The organism is Salegentibacter flavus, assembly GCF_900115145.1.
Taxonomy (GTDB): domain Bacteria; phylum Bacteroidota; class Bacteroidia; order Flavobacteriales; family Flavobacteriaceae; genus Salegentibacter; species Salegentibacter flavus.
Window position 1 is genome coordinate 43,906 of record NZ_FOVL01000014.1, and the last position, 18,953, is coordinate 62,858.

An 18,953-nucleotide genomic window follows, 5' to 3' on the forward strand; every position below is an offset into this window, starting at 1 on the left:
TTCAGATACATTAAAGATTTTAAGGGTGGCCTCAGCCACCCTTTTTAATTGATGCCATAATAAGAAAGCATTATACTTATAATATTCAATATCTCTTATATTTCGTAATTTTGCAGCCTGCTTTCCGACTTTCTCTGCGGAAAGAAAACAAAATGAGCTTAATGAAAAAGAAAGTTGTAGTAGGTTTATCAGGCGGAGTGGATTCCAGTGTTTCTGCATATCTTTTGCAGCAGCAGGGCTATGAGGTAATCGGTCTTTTTATGAAGAACTGGCACGACGACTCGGTAACTATTTCTGATGAATGCCCCTGGCTGGACGACAGTAACGATGCGATGATGGTAGCCGATAAACTGGGAATTCCTTTTCAAACCGTAGATCTTAGCGAGCAATATAAAGAACGTATCGTAGATTATATGTTCAATGAATATGAGCGCGGCCGTACCCCAAATCCCGATGTGTTGTGCAACCGCGAGATCAAATTCGATGTCTTTATGAAAATTGCCCTCTCTCTGGGCGCCGCCTATGTGGCCACCGGGCATTACTGCCGGAAAGGAGAGTTTGAGAAAGACGGAGAGACCATCTACCAGTTACTCTCGGGAAAAGATAATAATAAGGACCAGTCTTATTTTCTTTGCCAGTTGACGCAGGATCAGCTTTCAAAAACCCTCTTCCCTATCGGGGAATTACAAAAATCTGAGGTTCGCAGAATCGCTGCGGAACAGGAGCTGGTAACCGCCGATAAAAAGGATTCGCAGGGACTTTGTTTTATAGGAAAAGTTCGCCTGCCGGAATTTCTTCAGCAGAAGCTTCAGCCTAAGGAAGGGGTGATCGTGGAGATCGAAGCAGATGAAGATTTATACAAAACAGAAACTCCTTCTTTCACCAACAAAAAGGAGGAATTAGACTTCCTTTCCAAAAAGTATGAATATACTTCTAAAGATGGTAAGGTAGTCGGCAAACACCAGGGCGCTCATTATTTTACCAAGGGCCAGCGAAAAGGACTTGCCGTAGGTGGCACCCCGGAACCTCTCTTTGTTATAGACACCGATGTTGATGAAAACGTAATCTATACCGGCCAGGGCAAAGATCACCCCGGAATTTACCGAAGAGCACTTTTTATTACTAATGAGGAAGTACATTGGGTGCGGAAAGATCTTGCTATTAAAGCTGATGAAACCCTTGAGGTGATGGCAAGAATTCGTTACCGGCAACCGCTTCAGAAAGCCATTCTTCATCAAACCGAAAACGGAATGTATGTGGTTTTTGAAGAGCCACAGGCCTCGATCACCGAAGGGCAGTTTGTTGCATGGTATGATGGAGAAGAATTATTAGGTTCGGGGGTTATTTCTTAAATTCGGGAAAAATTAAGCAATGCCTGAAAATAAGATCACCTCACTTTTCAATATAAAATATCCACTTATCCAGGCGGGAATGATCTGGGCCAGCGGGTGGCGCCTTGCCAGCGCGGTTAGTAATGCCGGCGGACTTGGTATTATTGGCTCGGGCTCTATGTACCCAGATGTTTTAAGAGAACATATCCAGAAGTGTAAAAAAGCTACTGATAAGCCTTTTGCGGTAAACGTGCCTATGCTCTATCCCGACATTGAAAAGCTTATGGAGATCATTGTGGAAGAAGGTGTGAAGATCGTCTTTACTTCTGCCGGTAATCCTAAGGTTTGGACAAAGCATTTACAGGAAAATGGCATAAAAGTAGTACATGTAGTGAGCAGCGTAAAATTCGCTCTGAAATCGGAAGAGGCAGGTGTTGACGCCGTTGTCGCTGAAGGTTTTGAGGCCGGCGGGCATAACGGTCGTGATGAAACCACAACCTTTGCATTAATCCCTATGGTGAAGGAAAAAATAAAAATTCCGCTTATCGCCGCAGGTGGAATCGGTACGGGCCGTGGAATGCTGGCAGCGATGGTTCTGGGAGCTGATGCCGTCCAGGTTGGAAGTCGTTTTGTGGCTTCCCATGAAGCTTCTTCTCATCCCAATTTTAAGGAGATGGTGGTAAAAGCCGGTGAAGGCGACACTATTTTAACCCTTAAGGAACTCGCTCCGGTAAGACTGCTAAAGAACAAATTCTATCAGGATATAGAAAGAATGTACCAGAGTTCACCTTCCAAAGAAGACCTGATCGGGTTGCTGGGCAGAGCCAGGGCTAAAAAAGGAATGTTTGAAGGAGATTTGGAAGAAGGAGAACTGGAAATAGGCCAGATAGCTGGGCTTATTCACGAAATAAAACCTGCGGCAGAGATCGTTAAGGAAATGATTAAAGAGTTTGAAAGGGCTAAAGCAGAGGTAGCGCAGCTTTAATCGCGGTAATCGCTTAGTTTGGCTAATTCCTCTTTTACGAATTTTATCCAACCAGCTTCAGCCTCTTTATTTGTGCTGTGTACGGTTTCGGCATCAAACAATTTTTGCATCTCCACCCGATCTTTTTCGATACCTTCATATAAGCGATTCAAATCGCGCCTAATATTTCTTCCGGTTTCGTATTCATCGATGGCTTTACGGAGTTTGCGGGCGTGTAGTTCAGAAATATCAAAATGCAGCTGCTCGTGTCCCAGTAGATACTCATCTTCTTCATGCTCTTTTACCCAGGAAAGCTGCGGAAAGAAATTGGTAACCACCTCATACCTTAAAACCGGCTGCCCGCTTTCAGTACTGTAATTCCAGGAAAAAGAAATCCCTGAATTGGTATTGGCTTCATAGGCCACTCCTTGCTTAGGAGTGCCTTTAAAATCGGCCCAGGTGAGTTTTTTTCCTTCTTCCCATTCAATTTTTTCCTGTTCCTGAGAAGAAGAAATTTCAGCAGTAAAAAGCAGGAGCAGGAGGAAGAAAGATTGCCTCATTACGAGGGATAATTAAAAGTGATGTTCTTTTCGATTTCTGGGTGTAGGCTCTGCAAGACCGGGCAGGTTCTGGCGGTATGTTCCAGGATTTTGGCCTGTTTATCAGAATAGACATAAGGAAAATCAAGATTCACCTCTATTTTAGAGATTCGCCGTGGGTTTTCGGCCATGGTTTTTGTGATCTCGGCCTGGGTTCCTTCCAGAACTATGCCCATCTCTTCTGCCTTAATCCCCATAACTGTAAGCATACAGGTCGCAAGAGCAGTAGCTACGGTATCGGTGGGAGAAAAAGCTTCTCCTTTCCCATGATTATCAACAGGAGCATCGGTAATCATTTTACGGCCACTCTGCAAATGTTCGGCTTCGGTTCTCAGGTTCCCTTTGTAAACAACTTTCGATGTCATTATTCTACTGTGCTAAGGGTTAGATCTTCATTCAACCTCATAATATAAATTGCCTGGTTGTGATAACCACCTTCGGCACGTTCGGTATAAAAGAACTTATTTTCGTTGTATTCAGTATAACCTCTATGATCCTCAAAAGAATCATACAAATCTTTTGCCGATGCCAATCTGAGAAGTATATCCAGAGTAAGGTCATAACCTCTAACGGCATATTGATTAGGCTCTACCCCATATTTCTCTATATATTCTTCAAGAAATTCCTCGGAAACCTCCCGATTGTATTCCCTATCAACCGAAGGATAATGCAGTTTTAACCTTGCCAGGTGATCATTGGAAATATTAAAATTATCGTAGGTACTATTCTTATCGGTGGTTAACAGGGTTATTTCACGATCTCTTGCCAAACGATTTAAAGCTGAAGTCGCGCTGCTTAAAACACCTACACTGGAAGATTCCAGAATTACCCAGTTTTCACGACCTTCAACCAGAGATTCATTTAATTTTGATGCGCTTATATTTCCGTTCGAAGGCGTTATTACCGGCGCTGAGGGAAAAATACTTCTCAATCGTTCTTTGATCTGGTAGGCCTGTCCATCAGCAATGATCACTATATTCCTGTTTCCGGCATTCTCTTCAAAATATTCCAACATGGCATCCTGAAGCATATTATCTGTAGGCCTGGACTGGAATAAATTATCAAATGGTCTCATAGACCTGTTTGACAATGGACTTATCACCGGAATTCTCCTGGATTCCAATCTGGCAGCAGCAGCCTCGGTAGAACTTTGCAGGAATGGCCCAATAACCGCATCTACATCATCAAAATTATTGGTATTAATAATATTGACTACCTCCCCGGCATTCTGGCGGGTATCGTAGGCTTTAGCCATGGTGGAAATTCCCAATTCCTTTGCTTCTTCAATGGCCAATAGAGCACCACCGTAAAAATCAAGTGACAACCGCAGGATTCTTTCATTCTGAATAGCGCTTTTATAATGTTCTATAGAATCTGACTCGATCTTATGCAGGTTAAAAGGGAGCATAAACGCGATTTCTTTGGTCTTGCGATTACTTATTGTATTTCTAAGATCCAGCCTGGTAGAGGCCATAGCTTCCTCTTCAAGCCGATCTGGATCGTTTAATTCTTCGGTTTCAGAGGTCGAGAGATTACCAAAACCCTGTCCTTTATTCGGGACTTTTAAAACCATCCCGGTTTTAAGCCCATCTTCCAACGCAGGATTCAAGGCTATAAGAGAATCCTGTTCCACCTCAAAACGTCTTGATAAGCTGAAAAGGGTTTCTTTAGGCTGAACTTCATAAAATTCAAAATTATTATCGGTTAGAATCACCGGTTGATCCAAAACCTTCGTTCCTACCCTAAGCATTATACCCGGTTGTAGTATGTCTACTTTAGGATTAAGGGCTTCCAGCTCTTTAACTGTAAGTCCGTATTTACGGGCGATTCCATACTTGGTTTCTTTAGGAATTACCACGTGTTCCCGGGTATCGGTGATCTGGTTTTTTATATCGGCATCTGTTCTTCTTTCGGGGGCGGCCGGTGCTTTCTCTCTTCCCCCAACCGGAATTCTGATCTCTTCCCCGGTACGCAATTCTGCTGAATATAAATGGGGATTATAGCGTTTAATATCCTCTATGCTTACCTCATATTGCTTAGAAAGGCTATACAGGGTTTCTTTTCTTGCTACTTTATGGGTTTTAAAACTAACATCTTCACTTCTTTCTGCGGACGCTTCCGCCTCGCCAATCGGAATTACCAGTTTTGAAGATACCTCTATCCCGTTCCGGGCATCCGGATTATATTTATAAATAGCTTCCTCGCTAATGTTATATGATTTCGCTATGCTATAAACTGTTTCTCCCGGCTTTACGTCGTGATATTTATACTCCTGGCCTATGGCCGAAGTACTAAACAACTGAAAAGCAAAGAACAAAACTAAAAGGTATCTCATATCTTTAATTTTTTAATAAAGTCTATTCCCACTCAATAGTAGCCGGTGGTTTTGAACTTATATCATATACTACTCTATTAACGCCTTTAACCCGATTTATTATGGAATTCGAGGTTTTTTGCAAAAACTCATAGGGCAGGTTCACCCAATCGGCGGTCATTCCATCGGTAGATTCTACCGCTCTCAAGGCTACAACTTTCTCGTAGGTTCTTTCATCTCCCATAACCCCTACCGAACTCACTGGCAACAGAATCGCTCCTGCCTGCCATACCTTATCATAAAGCATCCAGTCTCTTAAACCCTGAATAAATATATGATCTACTTCCTGCAAGATACGTACCTTTTCGGCAGTAATATCTCCCAGTATTCTAATCGCCAAACCGGGTCCTGGAAACGGATGTCTTCCTAACAATTCCTTATCTATTTCGAGCTCTGCTCCCACTCTTCTCACCTCATCTTTAAAAAGCATCTTAAGGGGTTCCACGATCTTAAGTTTCATGAAATCGGGTAGCCCTCCTACATTGTGATGCGACTTAATAGTTGCTGAAGGACCTCCACTTACCGATACCGATTCGATGACATCGGGGTAAATAGTGCCTTGCGCCAGGTAGGTCACGTCTTTAATTTCGTGCGCCTCATCGTCAAATACTTCAATAAAAGTATTCCCAATCGCTTTCCGTTTGGCTTCAGGCTCACTAATACCTTCCAGAGCTTTCAGAAATCGTGCCGAAGCATCAACTCCCTTTACATTAAGCCCCATATCTTTATACTGGTCCAGAACACTTTCAAATTCGTTCTTGCGAAGAAGTCCGTTATTCACGAAAATACAGTAAAGGTTTTTCCCTATGGCTTTATGCAGAAGCACCGCCGCAACACTGGAGTCAACACCACCACTCAGACCAAGAACTACTTTATCGTCTCCTATTTTTTCTTTTAATTCAGAAACCGTGAGATCAACAAATTTCCCCGGCGTCCAGGTTTGAGCTACTCCGGCAATTCTTACAAGAAAGTTCTCCAGCAGTTGTTTCCCGTCGGTAGAATGATAAACCTCAGGATGAAACTGAATAGCGAAAGTCTCTTCCCCTTCGATGCGGTAGGCGGCATTCAGCACATCGGTGGTGCTGGCCAGGCGAATACTGTTTTCAGGAAGTTCTTTGATGGTATCACTATGGCTCATCCACACCTGTGAATTTTCCATGATATCTTCAAATAAAGGTTCGGCATCTTTGATCACAGAAAGATTGGCGCGACCATACTCCCGTGTTTCAGAAGCTTCCACCTTTCCACCATGGAACTGTGCCAGGTACTGGGCACCATAACAAACCGCCAGCATTGGTTTCTTTCCACGAATTTGAGAAAGATCCGGATGCGGAGCGTTTTCTGCCCTTACAGAGAAAGGGCTTCCCGATAGGATAACCGCTTTAAAGTCTGAAAGATCTTTTGGAATTTTGTTGTAGGGATGAATTTCGCAGTAAATGTTTAGTTCTCTAACGCGCCTTGCAATAAGCTGCGTGTACTGCGAACCGAAGTCTAAAATAAGTACGTTTTGTTGCATAGGCAAAAGTAATAATTTGAGGCAAAAATAAAATAACCAGCGACTTTATTTTCTATCTTTATTCTGAACAACTATCTTAATAGAAATGAAACACCTAAGCGCTGTAATTTTCGCCATCGCAATAGTAATTGCAGCCTGGTTTTTAGGTAACTCCTATGTAAGTCGGGCCAATCCTGATGGGGTGATCTCGGTAACGGGTTCCGGAAGCGAGAATTTCACCTCAGATCTTATCGTTTGGGAAGGCAGTTTTAGCCGGATGAACCCAAACCTGGAACAAGCTTACAAAGATCTGAACAACGACAAGGAAACCGTAAGAAACTACCTTTTAGAGAAAGGAATGAAGGAAGAGAATATCGTCTTTACTTCGGTTCAGACCTCAGAACAGCGCGAAAATCAATATCAGAACGGAAATTATGTGGGCAGTATTTTCCAGGGATATCTGCTAACCCAAAATGTCAAAATAGAAGCTACAGAAGTGGAAATGGTGGAAGAAGTCTCCCGCGAGATCACCGAATTGCTGAATAAAGGAGTACAGTTCAATTCCACACCACCACGGTATTATTATACGAAACTCGCCGACCTTAAACTGGAAATGATCTCCAAAGCTACTGAAGATGCTAGGTTAAGGGCTGAAAGGATAGCCGAAAACAGCGGTGGAAATCTGGGCGATCTCAAAAATGCCAATATGGGTGTTTTCCAAATCACCGGCCAGAACAGCGGAGAAGATTTCAGTTGGAGTGGCGTTTACAATACCGCCGATAAAAGAAAAACCGCATCAATTACAATGCGGTTAGATTATGAGATCGATTAATTAAAGCTTATTTTCCTGAGTTACTACTTATTACATCCCTATAGATCTGCCAGGTGCCCTCGTTGTTTTTCCAAAGGGTCATGAAATTTCCGTAATCTACTTCCTGCCGGGATTATAATTCAAAAGCTCACAGGCAATTGAAGAATCAGAAAGGTTAAGTTTTAGGATGGGGAAAGACTAAACATACAATAAAAAGCAATTAAACAACTGAATAATAGCTTTTTAACCGCTTTTGTAATTATTGATTTTTTTCTTCCGCCTATTTCAGCGTGTCCAGTATCATATCGATATCCTTTTCTGTAGTATCAGGATTTATGAAACAGAAGCGTACCACGGTTTCCCCGTTCCAGATAGTCGGAGTTACCAGGGCAAAGCCTTCCCGGTGATTTTTATAGGTCCAGTCCCGATACATCTCGGGAGTCCAGCCTTTTCTTTTGAATAACACAACCGAAAGACTCGAAGGCCGCACCAGTTCAAAATGCTCATCTTCCTTCACTTTCTTTTCTGCGATTTTGGCGAGTTCTATTCCCCGCTCAATTGCCTTACGGTATTTATTGGTGCCGTGCATAGCCAGGGAAAACCAAAGTGGCATTCCCCGAACCCTTCTGGTGAGTTGTATCTGGTAATCGGCCGGATTAAAGCCATGAGCTCCCTCATCTTTAAAAATCTCAAGATAGGCCCCTTTCTGGGAGTGGGCATTTTTTGCCAATTCCATATCCTTGTAAATTACCGCACCACAATCGTAAGGAGAAAACAACCATTTATGCGGATCTATAGTAATACTATCGGCCCGTTCAATTCCGTTGAACAAATGTCTTACCGATAAAGCAGCCAGTGCTCCCCCGCCATAGGCACAGTCTACGTGCAGCCATATATTTTCTTTTCCGCAAACGTCGGCTATTGTATCCAGCTCGTCTATAATTCCGGCATTGGTTGTGCCTCCGGTAGCCACCACCGCAAAAAGTCGTTTTCGGTCTTGCTTACTAAGTTTATTAACAGCTTCCTGTAGTTCGAGACCGGTAAGGTGTTCATCATCACAATCGGCCAGCATCACCTCGGCATCCATTACCTTAGCCATAGCTTTTATGGAACTATGCGCTCCACTGGAGGTGATAAGCAGGGCTTTGAGATCTTCATTTTCAGTATTCCTGCTGCGCCATTCTTCGCGGGCAGTAACCAGGGCCGAAAGATTAGCAGCTGTACCTCCACTGGTAAAAACCCCGAAGGAATCCTGAGGAAGGCCGGTAAGAGAGACCAGCCATTTCATCGCCTGGTTTTCACAGAAAATTCCGCCGGCACCTTCCATCCAGTAAGCTCCGTGAATACTTGAGGCCGAAGTTACCAAATCGAACATGATAGCCGCTCTTGTAGGGGCTGCAGGTACAAAGGCCAGATGTCGTGGATGGTCTATAGGCACAGTGGCTTTCACCAGCACATCCCTGAATAACTGAAAGGCGGCTTCACCTCCAATCCCTTCAGGAGTAATGGTTTGCCCGACAATCCGAAATAAATCTTCTTCTCTTTTAGGCGCTCCCATTTCGGGGGTCACATTAGAAATACGATCTATGGTATATTTCATGACATCCAGGGTCATTTCTACCAGATCCATATCTATAGTATGCATTCTATTATTTTCCAAAAGTCAGTATTTTAAATTCAGCCTCTAATGGGTTTAATTCTTTTAATAAGGTTGAGATCAAACCTTCACCATATTCGGCATAGAGTTCAGAAAAATTGGTTTGTCTTTCCTGCAGGCTCTGGTTGGGAAACAAACTGTTCTGTAATTCGGCTATGCGGTGTACATGATCTTCCAGTTTTCGTTTCTGAGCCTTAAGGAGTCGTTTTTCCAGGTTCTCCAGTCCTTTTAACTGTTTAACTTCCTGGGCTTTCACCGCACCCAAAAAGGTTTTATCTGTTTGTTCAGCAATTTCATATAAATGCTGAAATTGCTGCACCAAATGCTCTTTCTGTGGTGAAAAATCTATATCGATATTAGAGATCTGCCTTACTTTTCTGTTGATGAGCTCGTGCGGTTTCAGGAAGAGCTCCTTTACTGAAATATTTAATTTCTCCCTTTTTTCATTGATCTTTTCATTCTGAATCAAAGCCGAATTCCGCAACAATAAAACCGGGAAGGGTACTTTTTCAGCTTCAAAATAATCCTTTAGCTCCAGCCAATAAGCCAGCTCTCCCCCGCCGCCAATGTAACAAAGGTTAGGCAGGATCACTTCCTGATAAAGTGGCCTGAGCATCACATTAGGGCTGAAGAGCTCCGGGTGTTCCTCTAATTCTCTGAGGATCTCCTCCCTGCTCCACTCAATTTCGGTATCATGAACAAAATAGCGGCCTTCGCTTTCTATTATGCGTTCCCGCAAACCATCATGCAAATAAAACAGGTTGATCTCCCTGGGGTTTACCTGTACATTATAGCCCAGCTCACTCAGGGCTTCAGTCTTTGGATGCGTGGTTTTATATGAAAGTTGTTCGGTAAGCTCCCTTTGGGCAAAGGGAATAAAAAGGTCTTTTAATTCCTTATGCTGGCCATCCAGGATCACCAGTCCCTGTTCCTTAAAGAGTTCGTTAGCGAGATATCTTGTGGCGTCGGTAAGATTTTCGTGCTGCAGATAGGCTTTTTTAAACAAATCCTTAAGATGTTCAGCATTGGTACCGCCACCAATTTCGGCTGAAAAGAGTTTGTAAACCTCATCGAGGCCATTGGTAGAAAGATTTCCTACTGCGTCTCGTCCCGCTCTTTCTTCAGCATTTACCCACTTGAATTTTTTTCCGTGGAGATAAAAAAAACTGATCTCTTCAAAGTCATGATCTTCAGTGGCCATCCAGTAAACCGGCACAAAATCATATTCCGGATATTTTTCCTTTAAAATTTTAGTGAGATTAATCGTGGAAACAATCTTGTACAGAAAATAAAGGGGGCCGGTAAATAGATTAAGCTGGTGCCCCGTGACCACTGTAAAAGTAGTTTTTTGAGAAAGTCTATCGATGTTTTTGGAAGTAGCAGGTGAAACCACTGTTTCAGCGTATTGCTTCTTCAGACTTTGCACCAGAACTTCCCGGTTTTCTATGGGAAACGAAGTTTTTTCTTCGATTTGGGCTTTAAAATTCTCAATTTCAGGAAAGTGATTGTAAAATGGCTTAAGCTTTTCCTTTTGGGCCAGGTAATCTAAAATAAGTTCAGAAAAATAGTTTGTTTCTTTATACGGGATACACTCTGTTGGCATTAGTAATTCTTTGGTGGTGTAAAGATACCCAGATTAGATATTTTTTTGCCAGTTTTTTAGTTAATTTGGCTCCGAACATTATCTTTACTACTGTTTGTAATCCTCAAAATTAATAAATGAAAACAATTTTACTTCCTTTCGTTCTTCTATTTTTCGTATTTCAGAGCTATGCTCAACTTCAGAGCCCAAAAGACTTTCTTGGTTATGAACCCGGAGCGCAATTCAGCCGCCATGCCGATGTGGTTAATTATTTTGAGCACGTAGCTGAACATTCGCCCCTGGTGGAATATCACACCTACGGAAAGACCAATGAGCGCAGGCCACTTACTTATGCAGTAATTTCTTCGGAAGAAAATATTAAAAATCTCGAACAAATAAGGAAGCGGCACCTGGCAAATGCCAGAAACGAAGCCGAAGCCGATATAGCCATCGTTTGGCTTAGCTATAATGTGCACGGAAATGAAGCTTCCAGCACCGAGGCTTCTATGAAAACCCTTTATGCGCTTATCACCGAAAAACAGGATTACCTGGAAAACACAGTGGTGATCATAGATCCCACGGTTAATCCAGATGGCCGCGATCGCTATGCCAACTGGTACAACCAGGTGAAGGCAGAACCTTATAACACCTCTCAGGCTGCCATTGAGCATAACGAGCCCTGGCCGGGCGGAAGACCCAACCACTACCTTTTTGATCTAAACCGGGATTGGGCCTGGGCGACACAAATTGAAACCCGGGAAAGGCTGAAGATTTATAATAAATGGTTGCCTCACGTGCATGTAGATTTCCATGAGCAAGGAATGAACGAACCATATTATTTTGCACCTGCTGCAGAGCCATTTCACGAGATCATAACACCGTTTCAACGCGAATTTCAAACCGAGATCGGTAAAAACCACGCCAGATATTTTGACGAAGAAGGTTGGTTGTATTTTACCAAAGAACGCTTTGATCTTTTATACCCGAGCTATGGCGACACCTATCCAACTTATCTGGGAGCCATTGGAATGACCTATGAGCAGGCCGGCCATGTAGGGCTTGGAATCAATACCGATGAGGGTTACGAACTAACTTTAACAGACAGGGTGGAACATCATCATACCACGGGATTATCTACGGTAGAGGTAGCCCATAAAAATGCAGAGCGGCTGAATAAAGAGTTTAACAGCTTTTTTGACAACAGCCAGCTCGAAAATAAATCTTATGTGCTAAAAGGAAATTCAGATAAGATCGCAGCCTTAAGAAACCTGCTGGATAGGCACGAAATCGAATATGGACAAGCAAGTTCAAACCGGATAAGCGGTTATGTTTATGAGCAAGGTAAATCGGGTAGTTTCACGGCCGGTGAAAACAGCCTGGTCGTAAACACCAATCAGCTAAAAGGAAAGATGGTTGATGTTTTATTTGAACCTTCTACTAAACTTGTGGATTCGCTAACCTACGATATTACTGCCTGGAGCCTGCCTTACGCTTATGGTCTTGATGCCGTGGCCAGCAAAAGACAGGTTTCTGCGGAAAACTTTGCTGACAGGCCTGAGATTAAAAACACCCCACAACCCTCAGGAGCGGGTTATGTATCCAAATGGAATTCTATGCAGGATGCGCAGTTTCTTGCAGCTTTGCTGAAGGAGGATATAAAAGTACGATTCAGTGAAGTGCCGTTTGAGAATGATGGCGAGAAGTTTGACCGTGGAAGCCTGGTAATCACCAAAAGCGACAACAGAAGCCTGGAAGATTTTGATGAAAAAGTTACCAGGATTGCCAATGAACAACAGAGAGAATTATTAGCGGCAAAAAGCAGTTTTGCCGGCAGCGGCCCAGATTTTGGTTCGCCCGAGATCAAGGTGATCAACACTCCTGAAATTGCCGTTTTACGTGGAAATGGTACCTCTTCGCTCAATTACGGAGAGATCTGGTATTTCTTCGAGCAGGAATTACAGTACCCAATCACTTCCATTAGCACCGATTATTTTTCAGGGGTAGATTTATCTCAATTTGATGTTCTGGTTATGCCGGAAGGAAATTACAGCAAACTTCTTGATGAAAGCGGATTCCATAATTTAAAATCCTGGATCCGAAGCGGAGGGAAAGTGATCGCCATCGGCCGTGCCGTAAGCGAATTTGCCGGTAAAAATTCTTTGAACTTAAAAGAAAATAAAACCGAAAAAGACACGGTATCACCTAATCTTATCCCTTATGCCCAGCGGGAACGTGAAAGCGCGAAAAACCTCATCACCGGGAGTATAGTTAAGACCAAAATTGATAAAACGCATCCTATGGCTTTTGGATATGACGACACCTATTTCAGCCTGAAACTGAATAGCCGGAGTTTTTCACTTTTAAACGAAGGCTATAATGTAGGCTATCTGGAAGAACCAGAGGTGATTGCCGGCTTTGCAGGTAGCGATGCCATTAAGAACCTGGAAAACTCACTTATCTTCGGAGAAGAGCGGCTGGGAAAGGGAAGTATTATCTATTTGGTAGACAACCCTCTTTTTAGAGGTTTCTGGCAAAATGGGAAGCTCTTTTTTGTGAATTCCCTCTTCTTCGTGAATAATAATAAATTCAGATTATAGAACTTTCTGGGACATGAACATTTTCTGAACCCGGGGGCCTTTCCCCGGGTTTTTAATTTTCTATCCCCATTAAGACCGCCATAAAATTTCTATTTTGAATAGAGAAATAAACCTTAATTTTGGTTAGGTCAAACAGCATACACTATGAAACTCTTAAGATTACTTTTTCTTTCTTCCTTCCTTATTATATCCGGCAATTCCTTTTCACAGGATAGCTCCCCGCATTTCAATGTAGATTTTGAAACTTTCACCCTGGAAAATGGCTTGAATGTAATCTTCCATGTAGATAAATCAGATCCTGTGGTGGCTGTGGCATTAACGGCTCATGTTGGCTCGGCCAGGGAAAAGGAAGGCCGTACCGGTTTTGCACATCTTTTTGAACACCTATTATTCCTTGAATCTGAAAACCTTGGCAAAGGCGGACTTGATAGGATGAGTGCCCGTATTGGCGGTTCAGGGGCAAATGGTTCTACCAGCCGGGATCGCACGAATTATTTCCAAACAGTGCCAAAGGATGCCTTAGAAAAAATGATCTGGGCAGAAGCCGATAAACTCGGGTTCTTTATCAACACCGTAACCGAGCCGGTGCTTGCCAAGGAAAAACAAGTAGTAAAAAATGAAAAGCGCCAGCGGGTAGACAACAGTCCGTACGGGCATACCTTCGCCGTGATCGATAAAAATCTATATCCCGAGGACCATCCCTATAATTGGCAGGTTATTGGTTCCCTGGAAGATCTACAAAGCGCTACCCTGGCAGATGTAAAGGAATTCTATAACAAATGGTATGTTCCCAATAATGTTACCTTAACGATAGCCGGCGATTTCGATACGGAACAGGCTAAGGAATGGGTGCACAAGTATTTTGACGAGATCCCGGCCGGAGAAGAAATAGAAAGACAGGAGAAACAACCCGTAGAACTTACAGAAACCGAAAAATTATATTATGAAGATAATTTTGCGCGCTTACCGGAACTTACCCTGGCCTGGCCAAGTGTTTATTCTTACCACGAAGATTCCTATGCCCTGGAAGTTCTGGCAAATTACCTGTCTCAGGGGAAAAACGCCCCACTTTATAAAAAGCTGGTAGAAGAAAAACAACTTACAGACCAGGTGCAGATGTTCAATTACACCTCAGAACTCGCAGGGCAGACTATGCTCCAGGTTAGGGCCTATGACGGAACTGACCTGGATTCTGTACAACGGGCTATCAAAGAAACTTTTGCTGAATTCGCTAAAATCGGGATTTCAGAAAAAGACCTGAAACGCATAAAAGCCGGGCAGGAAACCAGGTTTTACAACAGCCTTTCCAGCGTCATGGGAAAAGGCTTTCAGCTTGCGCAATACCAGATTTTTGCCAATGATCCCAATTACATCAATAAGGATGTGGAAAACATCCTTGCAGTGACCGCTGCCGACGTGAAAAGGGTTTTTGAAAAATATCTCTACAACAAAAACTATGTAGCCACTTCTTTTGTTCCGAAGGACCAGAAAGACCTTGCCCTGGAAGGAGCCATTGAGGCCGATATTATCGAGGAAGAAATAAGGGAAGATGCCGAAGCCGAGGTCAACCCCAATGCGGAAGTTACCTACGAAAAAACTCCCTCGAGTTTTAACCGAAGTACAGAACCTCCTTACAGTGCTGCTCCGGAATTAAATGTGCCGGAAATATGGGAAAGCAGAATGCCCTCAGGGCTGGAGATCCTTGGTATCACCAATTCTGAAGTTCCTCTGGTGAAATTCAGCCTGGAAATCGAGGGTGGGCTAATGCTGGAAGAGCCCGGGAAAATCGGCGTTTCTAATCTGTTGGCCAATTTAATGACAAAAGGCACGAAAAATAAAACTCCGGAAGAACTTGAGGAAGCCATTGAACTGCTGGGAGCCGATATCCGGGTAAGTGCAGGAGAAGAAAAAATCACTATTAGTGGCAGCACCCTGGCCCGAAACTATTCAGAAACAATGAAACTGGTAGAAGAAATCCTTCTGGAGCCACGTTGGGATGAAGCCGAATTTAAACTGGTAAAACAACAGGCCCTGAGCCAAATTAAACAACAGGACGCTAATCCTAACAGCATTGCGACCCGGGAATTTCAAAAACTCATCTATGGGGAAAATCACATTCTATCCAATCAGATTGTTGGGACCGAAAAAGGTCTGGAAAAAATAAGCCTTCAGGATCTTAAGACTTACTACAGAGATAATTTATCCCCGCTTAATGCCACTTTTCATATCGTGGGAGATATAGAAAAGGAAGACGCGCTGGATGCGCTTAAAAGTATCTCGGCAAACTGGCCACCACAACAGGTAAGAATACCGGAGCTCTCCCAGCCTCAAAAACCGGAGCGATCTCAAATTTTCTTTTACGATGTCCCCGGGGCGAAACAATCAATCCTGAGATTTGGCGCCCCTGCCCTCTCAGCAACCGATGAGGATTTTTACCCGGCTGAAGTGATGAACTACCGTCTGGGCGGAGGTGGTTTTGCCTCGCAACTCACCCAGCAACTCCGGGAAGGAAAAGGCTATACCTATAATATCCGGTCGGGATTCTATGGAGAAAGAAATACCGGGCCTTTTATGATTAGCAGCGGGGTTAGGACCAATATTACTTACGATGCCGTTAAGCTCATCAAGGAAATTCTGGAAGATTACCCCTTAAATTATAATCAGGAAGATCTGGAAATCACGAAGGGTTTTATGATAAAAAGCGCGGCCCGGAAATTTGAAACTCTCAATTCCAAACTCGGAATGCTAAGCGACATCAGCAATTATAATCTGGACCATAATTATATCAAGCAAAGGGAGAACCTGGTAAATAATATTTCGGCTCTTGAAATTCAGGAATTAGCCGAAAAATATATCAATCCTGAAAAAATGTATTTTCTAATTGTTGGCGATGCTGAAAGTCAATTAGAGAAGCTGGGAGAACTCGGCCTGGGAAAACCTGTTTTACTAAATAAAGAGGAACAGTAATGATATTGCCCTCCGTTTTATTGGTTTTAGGTCTTCTGGTGCTCATATTCGGGGCGAATTATTTAGTAGAAGGTGCTTCCGCCCTGGCAAAGAAGTTCAATGTTTCCGATCTGGCCATAGGACTTACCATAGTCGCTTTCGGAACTTCTGCTCCGGAGCTCGTAGTAAACAGTATTGCCTCTTTCCAGGGACACCAGGATATCGTTTTTGGGAATGTAATTGGCAGCAATAATTTTAACCTGTTCATCATTCTTGGCATCACAGGACTCATCACTCCGCTGGCGGTACAATCCAGCACGGCCTGGAAAGAGATTCCAATTTCACTTGTGGCGGTCATCATTTTATTCATGTTGGTGAATGACGGAATACTCACCTCCGGTGCCGAAAATATTCTGGAGAGATGGGAAGGCTTTATTTTGCTCGTCTGTTTTTTAGGCTTTTTATTTTACGTCTACAAACAGCTAACTTCAGAAGAAAGCCTGGAAACGAGTCCGGAGAAAAAATTGTCCAATCTCAAAATGAGTCTGTTTATCGCAGGAGGTCTGGCAGGACTTGTTATCGGGGGGCAATTGGTGGTGAACAACGCTATCGACATTGCAGAAAATTTAGGCATCAGTGAAAAAATTATCGGATTAACAGTAATCGCTGCCGGCACCTCCTTACCTGAACTGGCAACCTCTATCGTCGCGGCGGCAAAGAAAAATGCCGATATCGCGGTAGGAAATATCATTGGCTCCAATATTTTCAACATCCTTTTGATTCTGGGGACGGCTTCAGTGATAAGCCCTGTGAGTTATACCGATTCCTTCAATACCGATCTTTACATCCTGGCCGGGGGAACCCTCTTTCTTATGCTTGCCATGTTTACCGGAAAACGCAAAATGCTGGATCGATGGGAGGCCGCAGTGTTGCTTATCTTCTTTTTAGCTTATACAATATACCTGGTGGCCCGGGAATTATAAGAATTTTAACGGAAGAGAATAAAAATCAGTTTAATTTTATACTGATGAAAAAACTACTTTTAATTCTTACCGGAAGCCTCTTGCTGAGTTGCAGCAATGAAGCTGAAGAGGAAAAGACCAATTTGAAGATCAACGACCTCAAGGCTCAGGTAGATGCCTTGAAAGTTGAAAATGATTCTTTACAAAAAGAATTGTTCCTGCTGGAAAGTCGGAATCCGGTGGTGTTTTCTGAGGCTTTTGATACAATTCCAAACCCGGAAGCCTTTATCGTGGAGGCTCTAAAAAGCGATCCGGAGCTAATTCCTGAAAAAGGCGTGTTAGGAGGAACCATGCAGTTCATAAATACCGAAATTCTCAATGAGCGCTTTATCTGGGCTGAATTTGAAGATGGACACATAAACGGGCAGGCCATTTATCAATACAGACTTTCAAGAGAAGGAAAGCCTCAATTCAGGCTGATTTCTAAAATCCCTCAATAAAAAAGTTAGTTTGGCGAAAAAGATATCTTACATCCTAACTGCGACTATTATTCTCGGGCTGCTCATTGCCTATTTTACCTATCCTCCATTTGGAGATTTCATCAATAAATCCTGGGAGATCCTATTAAGTAAAGATGAGGAAAGGATCAGAGATTATTTCAAAGGTTTCGGTTTCTGGGGACCTTTGGCCATAGTAATTCTAATGATCCTACAGATCTTTTTAATTGTTTTCCCCAGTTGGCTACCCATGATTGTCGCGGTGATGGCTTATGGTTTTATTGGCGGAGTGCTTATTTCGGTGATCGGGGTCTTTCTGGCTTCCAGTTTGGGTTATACAATAGGCAGACTTTTAGGGGAAGACAATCTGGCTAAGATCCTGGGTAAAAATAAGAATAAGAAAGTAAATAATATGGTAGAAGAATACGGCTTCTGGGCAATTGCCCTATTCAGGGTTTCCCCTTTTCTTTCCAACGATGCCATCAGTATTATCGCCGGAATGCTAACTATGAGTTACCGGAAATTTATTCTGGCTACTCTCTCCGGAATTATTCCACTGGCAATCGCAATTGGTTATTTTGCTGAAGATCCTGATACTTTAAAAAACGGGCTTTACTGGATAGGTGGTGTCGGGTTTGTTATGTATGGACTCTATATCTATGTGGACAGACGAAAACAAAGAAAGAAATAGATATTTTTTAAATAATTAAAAACCTTCTTTTAATCTCCCTGATTAAAATAGATAGTTAATTCTTCCTTAAGCCGCTTAAGTTCTTTTGCTTTAAAATCTTTTAATTCAAGCATTGTACCTGCCGCAGCACCCGATTTAATAGTAAGATTATTTTTTGAGAAATGGATGGAGTCAATTTGTTCCCGGGTATAGATTTGAGGCTCATTATACAACTGGCCTATTTCAATTCTATCCCTGTCCCATGCGATGTACTCATCAGTCTTGTCCTTTTTACTAAATCCATAGATAAAATAGGCAATTCCAAAACCACCATAACCCAGGCCAAGCCAATTCTTATCTTCAAAATAGAGCATCAACACGCCGCCAACCAGCCAGAATACTCCCATGAGATAAAAATAATTACGCCGGAAAAAGGAGTTTGATTTAGAAATCTTTTGCATCAAAACA

General features: G+C 42.8%; 15 protein-coding genes. 8 read left to right on the top strand and 7 right to left on the bottom strand.

The features are described from left to right. Positions 1–161 precede the first annotated feature (161 nt). Together mnmA and BM266_RS11455 are read left to right on the top strand one after the other, a co-directional pair. Positions 162–1,352: a tRNA 2-thiouridine(34) synthase MnmA gene (gene mnmA, locus BM266_RS11450; protein WP_093409880.1), complete on the top strand. Its 1,191-nt coding sequence runs from the start codon at positions 162–164 to the stop codon at positions 1,350–1,352. A 19-nt stretch (positions 1,353–1,371) separates the two neighbouring features. Further along, positions 1,372–2,316, top strand: a complete 945-nt coding sequence (locus BM266_RS11455; protein WP_093409740.1) for an NAD(P)H-dependent flavin oxidoreductase — start codon at positions 1,372–1,374, stop codon at positions 2,314–2,316. Here BM266_RS11455 and BM266_RS11460 read toward each other — a convergent pair. The 4 genes from BM266_RS11460 to guaA are packed head-to-tail and all read right to left on the bottom strand — an operon-like array spanning position 2,313 to position 6,784. Then, entirely contained in the window at positions 2,313–2,855 is a 543-nt protein-coding gene (locus tag BM266_RS11460) for a DUF922 domain-containing protein (RefSeq protein WP_093409742.1), read from the bottom strand. The two genes, BM266_RS11455 and BM266_RS11460, sit on opposite strands and share 4 nt — an antisense overlap. After that, positions 2,855–3,259, bottom strand: a complete 405-nt coding sequence (locus BM266_RS11465) for an OsmC family protein (protein ID WP_093409745.1) — start codon at positions 3,257–3,259, stop codon at positions 2,855–2,857. The genes BM266_RS11460 and BM266_RS11465 overlap by 1 nt, the downstream gene beginning before the upstream one ends. Then, complete coding sequence (locus BM266_RS11470; RefSeq protein WP_093409747.1) at positions 3,259–5,229, bottom strand: amino acid ABC transporter substrate-binding protein; 1,971 nt, start codon at positions 5,227–5,229, stop codon at positions 3,259–3,261. Before BM266_RS11470 ends, BM266_RS11465 begins: the two co-directional genes overlap by 1 nt. Positions 5,230–5,251: 22 nt before the next feature. After that, the gene (gene guaA / locus BM266_RS11475) at positions 5,252–6,784 is read right to left on the bottom strand and encodes a glutamine-hydrolyzing GMP synthase (protein WP_093409750.1); all 1,533 of its coding nucleotides are present in this window, start codon (positions 6,782–6,784) and stop codon (positions 5,252–5,254) included. An 85-nt stretch (positions 6,785–6,869) separates the two neighbouring features. Between guaA and BM266_RS11480 the strand changes: the two genes are divergently transcribed. Next, a complete protein-coding gene (locus BM266_RS11480) occupies positions 6,870–7,595 on the top strand; it encodes an SIMPL domain-containing protein (RefSeq protein WP_093409752.1) in 726 nt (241 codons plus the stop codon). A gap of 259 nt (positions 7,596–7,854) precedes the next feature. Here the strand turns inward: BM266_RS11480 and BM266_RS11485 are convergent, their stop codons facing one another. Together BM266_RS11485 and bshC are read right to left on the bottom strand one after the other, a co-directional pair. Further along, the gene (locus BM266_RS11485; protein WP_093409883.1) at positions 7,855–9,219 is read right to left on the bottom strand and encodes a pyridoxal phosphate-dependent decarboxylase family protein; all 1,365 of its coding nucleotides are present in this window, start codon (positions 9,217–9,219) and stop codon (positions 7,855–7,857) included. 4 nt (positions 9,220–9,223) lie between these two features. Further along, on the bottom strand, positions 9,224–10,834 hold the full coding sequence (gene bshC / locus BM266_RS11490; protein WP_093409755.1) for a bacillithiol biosynthesis cysteine-adding enzyme BshC: 1,611 nt from the start codon (positions 10,832–10,834) through the stop codon (positions 9,224–9,226). Positions 10,835–10,950: 116 nt separating this feature from the next. Between bshC and BM266_RS11495 the strand changes: the two genes are divergently transcribed. The 5 genes from BM266_RS11495 (at position 10,951) to BM266_RS11515 (ending at position 18,506) form a co-directional block, all read left to right on the top strand. Beyond that, the gene (locus BM266_RS11495) at positions 10,951–13,410 is read left to right on the top strand and encodes a M14 metallopeptidase family protein (protein WP_093409757.1); all 2,460 of its coding nucleotides are present in this window, start codon (positions 10,951–10,953) and stop codon (positions 13,408–13,410) included. Between the two features lie 144 nt (positions 13,411–13,554). Next, on the top strand, positions 13,555–16,377 hold the full coding sequence (locus BM266_RS11500; RefSeq protein ID WP_093409760.1) for a M16 family metallopeptidase: 2,823 nt from the start codon (positions 13,555–13,557) through the stop codon (positions 16,375–16,377). Further along, the gene (locus tag BM266_RS11505; RefSeq protein WP_093409763.1) at positions 16,377–17,339 is read left to right on the top strand and encodes a calcium/sodium antiporter; all 963 of its coding nucleotides are present in this window, start codon (positions 16,377–16,379) and stop codon (positions 17,337–17,339) included. The genes BM266_RS11500 and BM266_RS11505 overlap by 1 nt, the downstream gene beginning before the upstream one ends. Before the next feature lie 44 nt (positions 17,340–17,383). Continuing rightward, positions 17,384–17,818 carry a hypothetical protein gene (locus BM266_RS11510; protein WP_093409765.1) on the top strand — a complete coding sequence of 145 codons (435 nt, stop codon included), beginning with the start codon at positions 17,384–17,386 and terminating at the stop codon, positions 17,816–17,818. A gap of 10 nt (positions 17,819–17,828) precedes the next feature. Next, positions 17,829–18,506, top strand: a complete 678-nt coding sequence (locus tag BM266_RS11515) for a TVP38/TMEM64 family protein (RefSeq protein WP_093409768.1) — start codon at positions 17,829–17,831, stop codon at positions 18,504–18,506. Positions 18,507–18,535: 29 nt separating this feature from the next. On the opposite strand, the gene BM266_RS11520 is transcribed toward BM266_RS11515, so the two are convergent. Next, positions 18,536–18,946 (bottom strand): hypothetical protein, encoded by a 411-nt coding sequence (locus BM266_RS11520; RefSeq protein ID WP_093409773.1) that lies wholly within the window; start codon positions 18,944–18,946, stop codon positions 18,536–18,538. Positions 18,947–18,953 lie beyond the last annotated feature (7 nt).

What these genes read in the sequence shown, in the direction of transcription:
- mnmA (WP_093409880.1), top strand. Translation starts at nt 162, where the DNA reads ATGAAAAAGAAAGTTGTAGTAGGTTTATCAGGCGGAGTGGATTCCAGT.
- BM266_RS11455 (WP_093409740.1), top strand. Translation starts at nt 1,372, where the DNA reads ATGCCTGAAAATAAGATCACCTCACTTTTCAATATAAAATATCCACTT.
- BM266_RS11460 (WP_093409742.1), bottom strand. Translation starts at nt 2,855, where the DNA reads ATGAGGCAATCTTTCTTCCTCCTGCTCCTGCTTTTTACTGCTGAAATT.
- BM266_RS11465 (WP_093409745.1), bottom strand. Translation starts at nt 3,259, where the DNA reads ATGACATCGAAAGTTGTTTACAAAGGGAACCTGAGAACCGAAGCCGAA.
- BM266_RS11470 (WP_093409747.1), bottom strand. Translation starts at nt 5,229, where the DNA reads ATGAGATACCTTTTAGTTTTGTTCTTTGCTTTTCAGTTGTTTAGTACT.
- guaA (WP_093409750.1), bottom strand. Translation starts at nt 6,784, where the DNA reads ATGCAACAAAACGTACTTATTTTAGACTTCGGTTCGCAGTACACGCAG.
- BM266_RS11480 (WP_093409752.1), top strand. Translation starts at nt 6,870, where the DNA reads ATGAAACACCTAAGCGCTGTAATTTTCGCCATCGCAATAGTAATTGCA.
- BM266_RS11485 (WP_093409883.1), bottom strand. Translation starts at nt 9,219, where the DNA reads ATGCATACTATAGATATGGATCTGGTAGAAATGACCCTGGATGTCATG.
- bshC (WP_093409755.1), bottom strand. Translation starts at nt 10,834, where the DNA reads ATGCCAACAGAGTGTATCCCGTATAAAGAAACAAACTATTTTTCTGAA.
- BM266_RS11495 (WP_093409757.1), top strand. Translation starts at nt 10,951, where the DNA reads ATGAAAACAATTTTACTTCCTTTCGTTCTTCTATTTTTCGTATTTCAG.
- BM266_RS11500 (WP_093409760.1), top strand. Translation starts at nt 13,555, where the DNA reads ATGAAACTCTTAAGATTACTTTTTCTTTCTTCCTTCCTTATTATATCC.
- BM266_RS11505 (WP_093409763.1), top strand. Translation starts at nt 16,377, where the DNA reads ATGATATTGCCCTCCGTTTTATTGGTTTTAGGTCTTCTGGTGCTCATA.
- BM266_RS11510 (WP_093409765.1), top strand. Translation starts at nt 17,384, where the DNA reads ATGAAAAAACTACTTTTAATTCTTACCGGAAGCCTCTTGCTGAGTTGC.
- BM266_RS11520 (WP_093409773.1), bottom strand. Translation starts at nt 18,946, where the DNA reads ATGCAAAAGATTTCTAAATCAAACTCCTTTTTCCGGCGTAATTATTTT.